The following is a 12,438-nucleotide window of genomic DNA, read 5'->3' on the forward strand; positions in this document are numbered from 1 at the left end:
GCTCCCCGAGGACCTCATTCGTGGCAGGACGTTTCGCTCAGCGGCCCACGCGCACGACCGTGCGCGGCGGCCATGCCGGTGTGCCCGCGCGCGGGGGCGCCGGGATACCGCGGCAGGCGGCGGCGCCCGCCCGGATGCGGCGGTGGGTGCCCGAGGGGCCGCTCGATCTCGGGCTGGTGCTCGGGCCGCTGCGGCGCGGGCCCGCCGATCCCACGTTCCGGGCGACACCGGACGGCTCCGTGTGGCGGGCCTGCCGTACGCCGGCCGGGCCGGGGACCCTGCGGGTGCGCGCGTACGGCGGTGAGGTGCTCGGCGAGGCGTGGGGGACGGGGGCCGAGTGGCTGCTGGACCGGCTGCCCGAGTTGCTGGGCGCCGCCGACGATCCCGAGGCGTTCGTGCCCCGGCACCGGGTGGTGGCGCTGGCGCGGCACCGGCGGCCGGGGCTCAGGCTGACGCGGACCGGGCTGGTGCTGGAGTCGTTGATCCCCTCGGTGCTGGAGCAGAAGGTCACGACGGACGAGGCGTACCGGGCGTGGCGGTTGCTGGTGCGGCGGTTCGGGGAGCCGGCGCCGGGGCCCGCCGGGGTGTTCGAGCGGCCGATGTGGGTGATGCCCGCCCCGCGGACCTGGGCGCTGGTTCCCTCCTGGGAGTGGCACCGGGCCGGGGTGGACGACAAGCGGGCGTCGACGATCCTGCGGGCCGTACGGGTCGCCGCGCGGCTGGAGCAGGCGGTGGGAATGCCGGCGGACGAGGCGCGGGCGCGCCTGGAGGTCCTGCCGGGGGTGGGGCCGTGGACGTCGGCGGAGGTCGTGCAGCGCAGTCACGGGGCGGCGGACGCGGTGACGGTCGGGGACCTTCATCTGCCCGGGATCGTCGGGTGGGCCCTCGCCGGAAATCGTGACGCGGACGACGCGGAGATGCTGCGCCTGCTCCAGCCGTATGCCGGGCAACGGCATCGGGCGGCCCGGTTGATCCTGCTCAGCGGCCATGCACCGGCCCGGCGCAAGCCGAAGATGCCCCGGGTGGACATCGGGCTGCTGTGAGGTGGCCTGTGCCGCGGCTGGGCGGGAGTGGGGCCAACGCTCGCCGGCGCCGGTGGGGTGCCGCCGGCGCCGCTGACACCGCCGGGCGGGCAGCGCCCGGCCACCGGGGCATCGCCCGGCCGGCGACGGGGGTCCGGGGCGCAGTCCCACGAGACGACGCCCGAGACCCCCGCGCGGTCGCTACTGGTCCGAGGAGAACCGCACCGCCCCGGCCGGGATGCGGGCGTCGCACCACACCCGGACGCCCTCGCGCAGTTCGTTGTCGGGGCCGACGACCGCGCCGTCGCCCACGACCGCGCCGGTGAGGACGGAGCGTTCGCCGACGCGCGCCCGGCTGCCGATCAGGGAGTCGGTGATGACCGCGCCCGGTTCGATCACGGCGCCCGGCAGGATCGTCGAGCCGAAGACGCGGGCGCCCTCGGCGACGAACGCGCCCTCGCCCACCACCGTGCCGCCCGCGAGCTTGGCGTCCGGTGCGACCGTGGCCGTGGGCAGGACGAGGCGGTCGCCGCAGCGGCCGGGGACGGCCGGGGACGGCGCGCGGCCGAGGACCAGGTCCGCCGAGCCGCGGACGAAGGCCGCCGGGGTGCCCAGGTCCAGCCAGTACGTCGAGTCGACCATGCCCTGCAGATGGGCACCGGCCGCCAGGAGGTCCGGGAAGGTCTCGCGCTCCACCGACACCGGGCGGCCCAGCGGGATCGTGTCGATGACCGAGCGGCGGAAGACGTACGCCCCCGCGTTGATCTGGTCGGTGACGATCTCCTCGGGCGTCTGCGGCTTCTCCAGGAAGGCCAGCACGCGGCCCGTCTCGTCGGTCGGGACCAGGCCGTATGCGCGCGGATCCGACACCTTCGTCAGGTGCAGGGACACGTCCGCGCCCGTCGACCGGTGGGTGTCGACCAGGGCCCTGATGTCCAGGCCGGTCAGGATGTCGCCGTTGAAGATCAGGACCGGCTCGTCCGGGCCGGACCGCAGACGCGAGGCGACGTTGCGGATGGCGCCGCCGGTGCCGAGAGGCTCCTCCTCCGTGACGTACTCGATGCTCAGGCCGAGGGACGAGCCGTCACCGAAGTACGGCTCGAAGACCTCGGCCAGATAGCTGGTGGCGAGGACGATGTGGTCCACGCCCGCCGCCTTGGCCCGCGCCAGCTGGTGCGTGAGGAACGGTACGCCGGCGGCCGGAACCATGGGCTTGGGCGTGTGCACCGTGAGGGGACGCAGCCGGGTGCCTTTGCCGCCGACCAGGAGGATCGCTTCTGTCACCTGTCGTCTCTGCTTTCTTCCTGCCGGGACCGGTCGAACTACTCGTTACTACTCGTTTCGGTTTCGGCCGGTCAGTGTATGCAGACGGTAGCGACGGCGCCCTTGACGACCGCGCGGTTTTCCACGAGATCGGTAATAGAACGGTGTGAGACCGGCGCGCCCCGCCGACAACGGTGAACGCGAGCCCCTGCCGGCGTGCCCGGGACGGACCCCCGACACCGCCCCTGGTAGCGGGCGGCGGCGGACCGAGCCGTACCTTCTTACCCTTCCGGTAGAGGTTGCCACCGCCCGACGTGAGATATGTCCTGCCGTGCGGATCGGTGCCGTACGAGTATTCCGCACTTGTCGACGAGGAAGTCGTAGCCGATGTCCCGCCGGTCCGTGCTCGTGACGTGGTAGCGGTGGGTACGGCGAATGACGGAGGGTGTCTTGCGGGCGGGGGCCGTACGTCCACCCCGCCGCAGGGCCGCCGGCCGGGCCGTCGCCCCGTGTGCCCCGTGTGCCCCGTGTGCCGACGCGAGGACCCTTCCGTCGTGGCCGGGTCGGCGCGGTGGTCCCCGCTGCGCGTGTCGGTGTCCTGCCGGCCGAAACGGGCACCGTTCGCGGCCGACCGGGGGCGCGCCTCTGCCGGCCGCGCGGCTTGGCGCGGGGGGCGGCCCACACCCCCGAGCAGCGAGAAGCGCTCCGGCTCGCCCGGTACGGCCCCTGCTTACGGGGCGCTGAACGATGGGCTGACGTGCCGTCGGGGCCTGCCGCCGGACCGGTGGCCCTGCCACGCGCCGCGCGCGGCCGCCCGCGCGTACCCTTTCCCGGGTGAACGCCACCGATCGCACCCCCGCCGACCTGCTGGCTTCCGCGCTCGCCGCGGACCCCGGCCGCCCGCTGGTGACCTTCTACGACGACGCCACGGGCGAACGGGTGGAACTGTCCGTGGCCACCTTCGCCAACTGGGTGGCCAAGACCGCGAACCTCCTCCAGAGCGATCTGTCCGCCGGGCCCGGCGACCGGGTCGCGCTGCTGCTGCCCGCGCACTGGCAGACGGCCGTGTGGCTGCTGGCCTGTTCGTCGGTGGGGGCCGTCGCCGACCTGGGCGGGGAGCCGTCCGCGGCCGACGTGGTGGTCAGCGGTCCGGACACGCTGGACGCGGCGCGGGCGTGCCGGGGAGAACGGGTCGCGCTCGCGCTACGGCCGCTGGGCGGTCGTTTCCCGCGCACCCCGGAGGGGTTCGTCGACTACGCCGTGGAAGTGCCGGGGCACGGTGACCGGTTCGTGCCGTTCGCTCCGGTGGACCCGCGGGAGCCCGCGCTGATCGTCGCCGGACGGGAGTTCAGCGCGGCCGAGGTGGTCGAGCGGGCGTCGGCGGAGGCGCCGGAGCTGGGGCTGACGGGGCCCGGTTCGCGGTTGCTGTCGGGGCTGCCGTACGACACGTGGGAAGGGGTCGGCGCCGGGTTGTTCGCGCCGCTGGCCGTCGGCGGGTCCGTGGTGCTCTGCCGGAACCTGGACCGGCTGGACCAGGAGGCGCTCGCCAAGCGGATCGAGAGCGAGAGGGTGACGGCGGTACACCGCTGAGGGCGGGCGCCCCGGACCGTTTTCCCGATCGGAGTAGCACAGGGCGCCTCCCGGCCCCTTCCCCGCCATCGTCGTAAGAGCAGCGAGAGCGCACAGTGGGAGCGGCGCGTGCCGCCCATACGCCGGATGCCCGTACGCCGATGAGGGGGTGCCCCGACCGTGGCCGACACCGCAGGCAAGGCCCTCGGTCCCGGTCTCGGGGCCTCGGCCGTCGGGGACGGCGTGGTGCGGCGCCGGCGGCGGTGGGTGAAGGGGACGGCGCTCGGACTGGCAGCGTGCGCCGCGGCGGCGGCCGGGTGCGGGTGGGTCCTGTACGCCACGCTCAACGCCAACATCACGTCGGACGACGCGGCCGCCCGGGAACTCGCCCGGTACGAGCGGGAGCGGCCCACCGCGCTGGTGAAGGACGCCCAGAACATCCTGCTGATCGGGTCCGACACCCGGGCCGGGGACGGCAACGCGCGCTACGGGCGGGATGCGGGCGAGCGGTCGGACACGACGATCCTGCTGCACCTGGCCGCGAACCGGCGCAGCGCCACCGCCGTTTCGCTGCCGAGGGACCTGATGGTGGCCGTCCCGCAGTGCCTGCGGGCGGACGGCAGACGCAGCGAGCCGGCACTCGCGATGCTCAACAGCGCGTACGCGGTGGGCGGTTCGGCCTGTTCGATCCGTACCGTCGAGAAGCTGACGGGCATCCGGATCGACCATCACGTGGTCGTGGACTTCAGCGGGTTCAAGGAGATGGTGGACGCCGTCGACGGGGTGCGGGTCTGCGTGCGGGAGCCCATCGACGACAAGGACGCAAGGCTGAGGCTGCCGGCGGGGAACGTCATGCTGGACGGGGAGCAGGCCCTCGGGTACGTACGCGTCCGCAAGTCGCTGGGGGACGGCAGCGACACCGAACGGATGGAGCGGCAGCAGCAGTTCCTCGGCGCGCTCGTCACCAAGGTGCAGAGCAGTGACGTCCTGCTGAATCCGGTGAAGCTGTACCCGGTGCTGGACGCGGCGACCTCCTCCCTCACCACCGACCCGGAACTGGCCAGTCTGCGTGGGTTGTACCAGTTGGTGCGCGGGCTGCGCGACATCCCCACGACAAAGGTGCAGTTCCTGACGGTGCCGAGGGAGTCGTACGGCTACGACCCCAACCGTGACCAACTCGTGGAGCCCGACGCCCGGAAGCTGTTCGCGCGGCTGCGCGCCGACGAGCCCGTGGCGGTGGCCCGGAACGCCCCGGGGGCAGCGCCTCACGCCCCCTCTCCGGCGCCCTCACCCGCCCCCGCGCGCACCCCCTCCCCCGCGCCGACCTACCGCGGCAGTACGGCCGCCGCGCACGGCTGCGGGTGAGGCGCACACCGGCGCGCCCGCATCTCCCTCGGAAAATGAGGGGGATTGCCCAGGTGTAGGGGGCGGAATTTGTCACCGGCGTCGCTTGACGCTGAACTGGGCGGATAGTGTGAGCGATCCGGTGCACCTGGCGCGAGGTCCGTCCTGGGGCCGGGCACTGATTCACCGAGACCCGAGCGCCTTTGAGGGGGAAGGCGCCGCGTGGCCCCGACGGAGGATTCGGACAACCGTGGACGCGCAAGGCCGTGGGCGGGCGGACAACATCGATCCCGCCGACCAGTGGGTGCTCAATCCGGACACCGGGGAATACGAACTGCGACTGGGCCCTTCCGCAGCGCAGTCACAGGTGCCCGCACCGCGCAGACCGGACGCTCAGGAGGGCGGCGACGGGCGGCGCCGGCGCGACGACATGGCCGCCGGAGAGACCCGGGAGACGAGCCAGGCGGGTGAGGCCGACGTGCCCGCCCCGCGCTCGTCCCGGCGGCGCGGCGGTGAGCCGGAGGCGGCGCAGGGACGGCGCGCGTCCCGGCGCCCGGTGAAGAAGAGGTCGAAGGCCAAGAAGGTCCTGGCGTGGACGGCGGGCGGCACCGCGTTCGTGCTGGTCGCCGCCGGTACCGCCGGCTACCTCTACCTGCGGCACCTGGAAGGCAACATCAGCTCCACCGACGTCGGCGACGCGGGCTCGAAGGGCTTCAGCAAGGACGAGGCCTTCAACCTCCTGGTCATCGGCACCGACAAGCGCACCGGCAAGGGCAACGAGGGCTACGGCGACAAGGGCAGCGTCGGGCACGCGGACACCGACATCCTGCTGCACGTGTCGAAGGACCGGACGAACGCCACCGCGCTCAGCATCCCGCGCGACCTGATCGTCAACGTCCCGGACTGTCCGACGAAGCAGCCGGACGGCAGCACCAAGGTGATCCCCGGCACCGAGAACGTGCGCTTCAACACGAGCCTCGGCCAGGACGGCCGCGACCCGGGCTGCACCATGCGCACCGTCGAGGAGGTCACCGGCATCCACGTGGACCACTTCATGATGGCCGACTTCAACGCGGTGAAGACGCTGTCGACCGCGGTGGGCGGTGTCGAGGTGTGCGTCGCGCACCCCGTGAACGACAAGGAGTCCCATCTGAAGCTGCCCGCGGGCAAGTCGGTCGTGGAGGGCGAGCAGGCGCTGGCCTTCGTCCGCACCCGGCACAGCTTCGGCAACCAGGGCGACCTCGACCGCATCAAGGTCCAGCAGCAGTTCCTGGGGTCGCTGATGCGCAAGATGTCCTCCAGCGACACCCTCACCAACCCCTCGAAGCTGCTGGACCTCGCGGAGGCGGCGACCAAGGCGCTGACCGTCGACACCGGCATCGACAGCATCGGCACGCTCAAGGACATGGCGCTGGAGCTGAAGAAGGTGCCGCCCAAGAACATCACCTTCACCACGGTGCCGGTGGTCGACAACCCGGCCGAGAAGGTCCACGCGACCGTCGTCGTCAACCAGTCGACGGCGCCCGCCGTCTTCGACGCCATCAGGAACGACGTCTCCTTCACCGAGGTGAAGAAGAAGCAGAAGGCGGCCAAGGACGCCCAGGCCGCCCGGCTCAAGGGCAGCAGGTCCGCGCCGTCGGACGTGCGGGTGCGGATCCTCAACGGCGGCGCCGACTCCGGCAGCGCGCAGGAGACGCTGTCCTGGCTGCAGACCGACAAGGGCGTGCTGAAGTCGGAGAACGCGGGCAACGCGGGCTCGGGGACACCCCTGAGGAACACCACGCTGGAGTACGCCCCCGACCAGGCCCCGCAGGCACGGGAACTGGCCGCGCTGATGGGGCTGCCCGGCTCCGCGCTCAAGCCCGGCAAGAGCGTGATCAACTCCCAGGGGCTGCCGGCGATGACGCTGACCCTGGGCAAGGACTTCAAGGGTGCGGGGGTGTCACTCACCGCGCCGGACAAGGCACCGAACGTCGACAAGTCAACGGCCGACGAGGCCAAGTGCGCCTCGTAGGTAACCCTGCGGGCCCGTCGTGCGTCTAACCCGGCGCGGGACGGGCCCGTCGTGTGACGTACGGGCGGGGCGCAAGGGTGGGGAGGGCAGGAAGTTTGGCGCAGAGTGATGTGCGGGGCGAGGCTCCCGCGGGGGACGGCACGATGGCGCTCACACCGCGGGCCTCGGAGTCGGCGGACGGCTCCGGCACGGCGAAGGGCTCCGGGCGGGGGGCGCAGGGCGACCGGCGGCGCCGCAGACGGCGCGCCCTGCGCTGGTCGGCGAGCGTGCTCACGGTGGTCATACTCGGTACGGCGGGCGCCGGCTACCTGTACTACGAGCACCTCAACGGCAACATCCGCAAGGGCGCGCGCAGCAGCGGCGACGGCAAGGCGCACAGGACCGCGCCCAACGCGGCCGGCCAGACCCCGCTGAACATCCTGCTGATCGGCTCGGACAGCCGTAACTCTGCCGAGAACCTGCAGCTCGGCGGCAGCAGGGACAGCGTCGGGGGACCGCCGAACGGGGACGTGCAGATGCTCATCCACCTGTCCGCGGACCGCAAGAGCGCCGCCATGGTGAGCATCCCCCGGGACACCCGCGTCGACATACCCAAGTGCACGGACCCGGACACCGGCAAGGTGTACCCGCCGACGAACGACATCATCAACACCACCCTCGGCCGGGGCGGGGCCGGCTGCACGCTGTCCACCTGGGAGAACCTCACCGGGGTCTACATCGACCACTGGATGACGATCGACTTCGCCGGTGTGGTGCGGATGGCGGACGCCATCGGCGGGGTCGACGTGTGCGTGAACCAGAACGTGTGGGACCACCCGACCGCCGCCCAGCGCGGCGGCTCCGGGCTGAAGATGACGGCCGGGACGCACAAGGTCCAGGGCGTGCAGGCGCTGCAGTGGCTGCGCACCCGGCACGCCTGGGGCAGCGACCCCTTGCGGGCCCGCGCCCAGCACATGTACCTGAACTCGATGATGCGCACGCTGCGCAAGCAGAACGTCTTCACCGACACCGGGCGCCTGATGAACCTGGCCGACGCGGCCACCAAGTCCCTGAAGGTGTCCGAGGAGATCGGCACGGTCAAGAAGCTGTACGACCTGGGCATGGAGATGAAGTCGGTGCCGTCCGACCGCATCACGTCGGTGACGATGCCCAACCTCCCGGACCCGCACGACCCCGAGAACCACGTGGTGCCCGACAGCGCCAACGCCGACAAGCTGTGGCAGATGCTCCGCGACGACGTGCCGCTCGACAAGAACGGCAAGGACGACAGCGCGGGGGCGAAGCAGGTGGCCGACAAGCCTGCGCCGACCAAGGCGCCGTCGACGGACCCGGGCCGGCTCGGGGTGCTGGTGCAGAACGCCACCGAGACCTCGACCGAGGCCGCGGTGCCGCAGCGGGCGGCGGCGATCGGCGACGTGCTGGCGCGCGCCGGCTACAGCAGGGCGGAGGCCGACACCTCGGGCACGCGGTCGGTGGACAAGACGGTGGTGCAGTACCCGAGCGCGGATCTGGCCGGGGACGCCCAGAACGTGGCCAAGGCCCTGGGGATTCCGGCGAGTTCGGTGAAGCAGTCGACCGACGTGTCGGGGGTGACGGTCGTCGTCGGCGCGGACTGGCGCACCGGCACGTCCTACCCCAAGGAGTCGAAGCCCAAGGCCGGCGACCTGCCCCAGGGCACCGACTCGGTCAACGGCGCGGACACCTCGACGTGCATGGACGTGTACAAGCCGTACCGGTGGTGACCGCGGGCCGGGCCCCCGCCGGAGGAAGGCCGGGGCCCCGACTGCCGGTCAGGCGCCGCGCACTGCGGGCCGCCGGGAGGCGATGACCCGCTTCGCCAGCGACTTCGGGCTGGTGAGGAAGCCCCAGCCCCACGACATGTGCATGGTGGCGAGGGCGACCGGGATCTGCAGGCGCGCCTTCAGGGGCAGGCCCTTGCCCGCCGGGACGGAGCCCGCGGCGATCGCGGCGAGATAGCCGCCGGGGACGACGAAGCCCCACGGGGTGAGGGCCGCGCCGACCACCACGCCGGCGGCCATCGCGCAGACCGCCGCCGGCGGGGCGAGATAGCGCAGGTTGATCGAGCCGGAGTGGTAGCGGGCGACGACGTGCCGCCAGCGGCCGTAGTCCTTGTACTGCTTGGCCAGCGCCCGCACGCTCGGCCGGGGCCGGTACGACACCCTCAGCTCGGGCGAGAACCAGATCAGCCCGCCCGCCTCACGGATGCGGAAGTTCAGCTCCCAGTCCTGGGCGCGGATGAACTCCTCGTTGTAGCCGCCCTGTTGTTCGAGGGCCTCGCGGCGGAAGACCCCGAGGTAGACGGTGTCGGCGGGCCCGGCTTCCCCACCTGTGTGGAAGGCCGCGTTGCCGACGCCGATCTTCGAGGTCATGGCGGCCGCGACCGCGTGCTCCCAGGCGTTCTCGCCCTCGGCGTGCATGATCCCGCCGACGTTCTGCGCGCCGGTCTCCTCAAGGAGCCGGACGGCGGTGGCGATGTAGTTCGGCGAGAGCATGCCGTGGCCGTCGACGCGGACCACGACCGGGTGCCGGGAGGCCTTGATCGCCGCGTTCAGCGCCGCGGGCGTACGCCCGGTCGGGTTCGGGACGGTGTGCACGCGCGGGTCTTCGCGGACCAGCTCGGCGGCGATCTCGTCCGTGCGGTCCGTGGACGGACCCAGGGCGATCACGACCTCCGTCTCGCCGGCGTACTCCTGCGCGAGGATCGCTTGGACGGCCCCGCGCAGATGCCGCTCCTCGTTGAGGACGGGCATGATCACGGACACAGCGGGGAGCCGCACGTCGGACTTGGCGTTCATAGGGGGCTCACGTTACCGCGAACGGGGGACGCCTTTGCGCGCCGTAGGGGCGTAGCACCGGGCTGGAGATCGTATCGGCCTACCGTGCTCACGGATCCCACGTACGGCCTCGTCCGGAGGTGTCCCCCTTGGCCAGCCCGCCCCGGTCCCCCGCGCGTCCGCAGCGCCGACCGCAGCCGCCCCGCCGTGTGCCGCGTCCGCCCGAGCGGCCGGTCAGACCGTTGCGCGTACCCCGCCGGCCGCGCTGGGCCATGCGGGCGCTGTCCACGCTGTCCGTCGTGGTGCTGGCCTCGGCCGGGATCGGGCACGCGGTGATCAGCAGCCTGGACGCGGGCATCGCCCGGGTCGACGCGTTCAAGGACATGAAGAACCGGCCCCGGGCGGGCCACGGCATGAACGTGCTGCTGGTCGGCACCGACGGCCGCGACAAGATCACCGAGCGGGAGCGGCGCCAGTTCCGGCTGGGCGGGGCGCCCTGCCACTGCACGGACACGATGATGCTCGTGCACATCTCGGAGAACCGGGACCGGGCCACCGTGGTGAGCCTGCCGCGCGACTCCTACGCCGAGGCGCCCGCGCGCACCGACCCGGTCACCGGGAAACAGCACCCCGCGCACGCCGTCAGGCTCAACGCCGCCTACTCCGAGGGCGGCCCCCAGCTGACCATCCGCACGGTGGAGAACATGACCCATGTGAAGATCGACCACTATCTGGAGGTCGACTTCACCAGCTTCATGAAGACCGTGGACGTCCTCGGCGGAGTGAAGATCTGTACGCCGGTGCCGCTGAAGGACTCCTACAGCGGGCTCGACCTCACGCCCGGCACGCACACCCTCATGGGCGGGCAGGCGCTGCAGTACGTACGGGCCCGGCACGTCGACGCGACCAGCGACCTCGGGCGGATGAAGCGGCAGCAGAAGTTCCTGGCCGCGCTGATCGAGAAGACCGCCTCCTCGGGGGTGCTGCTGAACCCGATGAAGTTCCGGGACGTGACGCGGGCGGTGCTCGGCTCGGTCCGCGCGGACGAGGGCCTCGGCGCCGACGACCTGCTCGACCTCGGCCGGGCCATGCGGGACTTCTCACCCTCCTCCTCCGAGTTCGTCACCGTGCCCATCAGCCAGATGAACTACCAGGTCAAGGGCATCGGCTCGACCCTGAAGTGGGACCTGGCGAAGGCGGAGACGCTGTTCGCGTCGCTGCGGGACGACAAGCCGCTCACCGCGGAACAGCCGCCCCGCAGCGGCCCTGCACCGGTCCCCGCGACCCCGGTGGACGTCGATCCCCGGCATGTCCGGGTCCAGGTGGAGAACGGCACGGCCACCTCCGGACTGGCCAAGCGGGTGGACGCGGCGCTGACGGCGACCGGTTTCGCCGCGAACCACCTGCCGGTGACGGCGGCCACGCACGACACCAGGCGCACGGTGATCTCGTACGACCCGCGCTGGGACCGCTCGGCCCATGTCCTGGCCGTCGCCCTGCCGGGGGCCGAGCTGCGGGCGGTGCCGGGACAGGGGCCGCTGCTGAGGGTGATCGCCGGGGCGGATTTCCGGGACGTGCGCCGGGTGCGGTTCGAGGACCCCGCCCAGCCGCAGCCGGTCGCGGTGCGCGGTAACGAGGTGGTGTGTTCGGGGACGTGAGCGCGCGTCGCCGAAGGGCGCTGCACGGGGGCGCTCACCGGGTTCGGCGAAGCCCGGTGCGGTTCCGCCGCGGCCGACCGGCGGCACGGCGCGGCACTCCCGGCGCGGCGCTCAGTCCTCGAACCCCTCGGCGGCGCGCTGCTCGCGCAGCTCCCTGATGGCCCGGCGCCGCGCCAGCCGGTGGGTACGGCGGATCTGGGCCTCCTGGTAGCGGCGCCGGTCGCGGTCGGTCTCCGGTACGACCGGCGGCACCCGTCGGGGCTTGCCGTCGGCGTCGACCGCCGCGAAGACCAGGTAGGCCGAGCCGACCTGGGTGGGCGGGGTCGACTCGTTCCAGCGTTCGGCGAGGACGCGGACGCCGACCTCCATGGAGGTGCGGCCGGTCCAGTTGACCTGGGCCTTGACATGGACGAGATCACCGACGCGGACGGGCTCCAGGAAGGCCATCTCGTCCATGGACGCGGTGACGGCGGGACCGCCCGAGTGCCGCCCGGCCACCGCCCCCGCCGCGTCGTCGACCAGTTTCATGATCACCCCGCCGTGCACCGTGCCCAGGAGGTTGGTGTCGTTGTGGGTCATGATGTGGCTGAGGGTGGTGCGCGAAGCGGACGTCGGCTTACCCGGAATATCCGGTTCGGTGTCCGGTTCCGCGCCCGTGGCCTGGTCTGTCATGCCCTCCACCTTATGCCGATGCGACTTTCGCGGAATTTGTGTCAGCTTCGCAACAGCGCCGCCCTGATTTCCCGACATCCCTTGTCGGGCACACATCGGCG

At 72.5% G+C, this 12,438-nt stretch carries 9 protein-coding genes and 1 pseudogene; 6 read left to right on the forward strand and 4 right to left on the reverse strand.

Features of this window, described 5'->3' with window-relative positions; all coding sequences use genetic code 11:
- Positions 1–20: 20 nt before the first annotated feature.
- On the forward strand, positions 21–1,043 hold the full coding sequence (locus tag ACZ60X_RS31090; protein WP_469605499.1) for a DNA-3-methyladenine glycosylase family protein: 1,023 nt from the start codon (positions 21–23) through the stop codon (positions 1,041–1,043).
- A gap of 180 nt (positions 1,044–1,223) precedes the next feature.
- Here ACZ60X_RS31090 and manB read toward each other — a convergent pair whose 3' ends face one another.
- Both manB and ACZ60X_RS31100 read right to left on the reverse strand, forming a co-directional pair.
- Positions 1,224–2,306 (reverse strand): mannose-1-phosphate guanylyltransferase, encoded by a 1,083-nt coding sequence (gene manB, locus ACZ60X_RS31095; protein WP_469605501.1) that lies wholly within the window; start codon positions 2,304–2,306, stop codon positions 1,224–1,226.
- Positions 2,307–2,553: 247 nt separating this feature from the next.
- A pseudogene (locus ACZ60X_RS31100) lies at positions 2,554–2,737 on the reverse strand (hypothetical protein); the annotation flags it as partial.
- Positions 2,738–3,119: 382 nt separating this feature from the next.
- On the opposite strand from ACZ60X_RS31100, the gene ACZ60X_RS31105 reads away from it, so the two are divergent.
- The 4 genes from ACZ60X_RS31105 (at position 3,120) to ACZ60X_RS31120 (ending at position 8,954) form a co-directional block, all read left to right on the forward strand.
- Positions 3,120–3,875 (forward strand): TIGR03089 family protein, encoded by a 756-nt coding sequence (locus tag ACZ60X_RS31105; protein WP_469605503.1) that lies wholly within the window; start codon positions 3,120–3,122, stop codon positions 3,873–3,875.
- A 159-nt stretch (positions 3,876–4,034) separates the two neighbouring features.
- Positions 4,035–5,219, forward strand: coding sequence for an LCP family protein (locus tag ACZ60X_RS31110; RefSeq protein WP_469605506.1), 1,185 nt, complete (start codon positions 4,035–4,037; stop codon positions 5,217–5,219).
- 229 nt (positions 5,220–5,448) lie between these two features.
- The gene (locus ACZ60X_RS31115; RefSeq protein ID WP_469605508.1) at positions 5,449–7,212 is read left to right on the forward strand and encodes an LCP family protein; all 1,764 of its coding nucleotides are present in this window, start codon (positions 5,449–5,451) and stop codon (positions 7,210–7,212) included.
- 143 nt (positions 7,213–7,355) lie between these two features.
- Positions 7,356–8,954, forward strand: a complete 1,599-nt coding sequence (locus tag ACZ60X_RS31120) for an LCP family protein (RefSeq protein ID WP_469605511.1) — start codon at positions 7,356–7,358, stop codon at positions 8,952–8,954.
- A 48-nt stretch (positions 8,955–9,002) separates the two neighbouring features.
- On the opposite strand, the gene ACZ60X_RS31125 is transcribed toward ACZ60X_RS31120, so the two are convergent.
- A complete protein-coding gene (locus tag ACZ60X_RS31125; protein ID WP_469605515.1) occupies positions 9,003–10,028 on the reverse strand; it encodes a glycosyltransferase family 2 protein in 1,026 nt (341 codons plus the stop codon).
- Between the two features lie 128 nt (positions 10,029–10,156).
- Between ACZ60X_RS31125 and ACZ60X_RS31130 the strand changes: the two genes are divergently transcribed.
- Positions 10,157–11,665 (forward strand): LCP family protein, encoded by a 1,509-nt coding sequence (locus ACZ60X_RS31130; RefSeq protein ID WP_469605517.1) that lies wholly within the window; start codon positions 10,157–10,159, stop codon positions 11,663–11,665.
- A 111-nt stretch (positions 11,666–11,776) separates the two neighbouring features.
- Here ACZ60X_RS31130 and ACZ60X_RS31135 read toward each other — a convergent pair whose 3' ends face one another.
- A complete protein-coding gene (locus ACZ60X_RS31135; RefSeq protein ID WP_469605519.1) occupies positions 11,777–12,337 on the reverse strand; it encodes an acyl-CoA thioesterase in 561 nt (186 codons plus the stop codon).
- Positions 12,338–12,438: the final 101 nt, after the last annotated feature.

The organism is Streptomyces sp. NPDC104106 (genome assembly GCF_055584345.1).

What these genes read in the sequence shown, in the direction of transcription:
- ACZ60X_RS31120 (WP_469605511.1), top strand. Translation starts at nt 7,356, where the DNA reads ATGGCGCTCACACCGCGGGCCTCGGAGTCGGCGGACGGCTCCGGCACG.
- ACZ60X_RS31125 (WP_469605515.1), bottom strand. Translation starts at nt 10,028, where the DNA reads ATGAACGCCAAGTCCGACGTGCGGCTCCCCGCTGTGTCCGTGATCATG.
- ACZ60X_RS31135 (WP_469605519.1), bottom strand. Translation starts at nt 12,337, where the DNA reads ATGACAGACCAGGCCACGGGCGCGGAACCGGACACCGAACCGGATATT.